Origin of the sequence: Vibrio sp. Vb1755, assembly GCF_033338635.1 — a bacterium.
Lineage (GTDB): Bacteria > Pseudomonadota > Gammaproteobacteria > Enterobacterales > Vibrionaceae > Vibrio > Vibrio alginolyticus.
Genome location: NZ_JAWOTA010000086.1, coordinates 1 through 1,684 on the forward strand (window position 1 = coordinate 1; position 1,684 = coordinate 1,684).

1 protein-coding gene and 1 pseudogene are annotated in these 1,684 nt (G+C 49.5%); one reads left to right on the plus strand and one right to left on the minus strand.

The annotated features are described in order from the left end of the window. Positions 1 to 174 (plus strand): annotated as a pseudogene (locus R7E00_RS22770) (2-nitropropane dioxygenase); the annotation flags it as partial. 31 nt (positions 175 to 205) lie between these two features. Here the strand turns inward: R7E00_RS22770 and R7E00_RS22775 are convergent. Beyond that, a partial coding sequence (locus tag R7E00_RS22775; RefSeq protein WP_318124512.1) for a glycoside hydrolase family 92 protein occupies positions 206 to 1,684 on the minus strand: 1,479 nt, incomplete at its 5' end.

The following is a 1,684-nucleotide window of genomic DNA, read 5'->3' on the forward strand; positions in this document are numbered from 1 at the left end:
TATGCTTCTATTGAAATGACTCAGTTAAGAGTGCTTATGGAGAAGCAAAACCGAGATGAATTTACGCCGTTGTGGTGCGGACAAAATTCGTCGGGTTGCAAAGAAGTTTCGGCAGCAGAAATGACACTGTCATTAGTGGAAGGGATTGATTTGAGCTTATGTTCCTCAGACTAATTTGGCCTGAGGAACACATTTCAAGTGAAGGTTATTGAGGCGCTTTCATCGCTTCAGATTGGTCGCCCGTCATCACGAAGTGCAACTCACCACCTGGCTTGAACTCGGAATGGTCGAAGAAGAAACCGTTATCCAAAGCTTTGCCATTGATGGTGACAGACTTGATGTACATGTTGTCATCGGCGTTGTTCTCTGTGGTTATGGTGAACGTGCCGCCTTTCACCGGAATCACCGCTTTGTCGAATAGCGGACGACCCACAGTGTAAATAGGTTCTGCTGCGTTCACTTGGTAGAAGCCTAATGCAGACATCACATACCAAGCGGACATGGCGCCCACGTCTTCGTTACCAATGACGCCTTCTGGCGCAGCGAAATACATGTCATCAAGAATGTGGTCGACGACTTGTTGTGTCTTCCATGGTTCTGCGGTCCAGTTGAAAAGGTAAGGAATGTGGTGCGAAGGCTCGTTACCAAACGCAACTTGACCAATCAAACCAGACATATCCGGTGTTTCTGTACCTTGGCTTTCTGCGGTGAAGGTTGCTTCTAGGTTTTTCTGGAACTCAGCATCGCCACCCATGATGGTTTTTAAGCCCGCGATGTCATGCGGTACAAACCAAGTCCACTGCCACGCGTTACCTTCGGTGTAGTTGCCTGTCTCGTGTTCTGTGCCGTATGGGTCGAATGGCGTCATGAAGGTTTCATCAATCATCACTGGGCGCATAAAGCCCGTCACGCCATGTTCTGCGTATTCCGTTGGGTTGTAATCGAAGTACTTCTTGTAGTCTCTTGAGCGTTCAAGGTATTGCTCTTCCGCTTGAGTATCACCGGCTGCTTTGGCGATTTGCGCGATAGCCCAATCGTAGAACGCGTTTTCTAGACCGTAAGAAACAGACTCAACCGTGTAGTCTTCAAATACTGGCTCACCATCGACACGTTGGATGGCAGGCGTGAAGCCGTTTTTCTCAATGTAATCGATGTGCTTGGTTAAAGTGCGATCCAAGACGCCTTGATCCCAATCGGCTTGCAGTGCTGGGTAGTTGTCGTAAGTTGAAGAGTCGATCGCGGCTTTCAGCGCCCGCTCTTTCTCTTGTTGAGTAAACTCTTCTGGGAATGTGGTCATCGCATCCGCAATCACTGCTACTGCTGGGTAGCCGACCATGGTGCTTGTCTCGTCACCTAAGTGTTCCCACTTCGCCAGCAAGCCGCTTTCAGTGTACTTCTGAACCAGGTTCTTCGCGTACTGCACCGCGCGGGTTGGCTCTGTGATGGTTTTTAGTGGGTGTAACGCGCGTTGGGTATCCCATAGAGAGTAAACCGAGAAGTTTGGCTGTTCTTCTGTTGCTTGACCGTAAGCGATGGAGTATTCCCCTTCGCCTTCACGAATTGAGCCTTTGCCCATGCCACGGAATCGACCATCCACGTCTTGATGCACAATCGGCGCAATTTTGGTGTGGTATAGCGCAGTGTAGAAGATCTCTTTCTGATCTTCCGTGCCCCCTTCAATTGA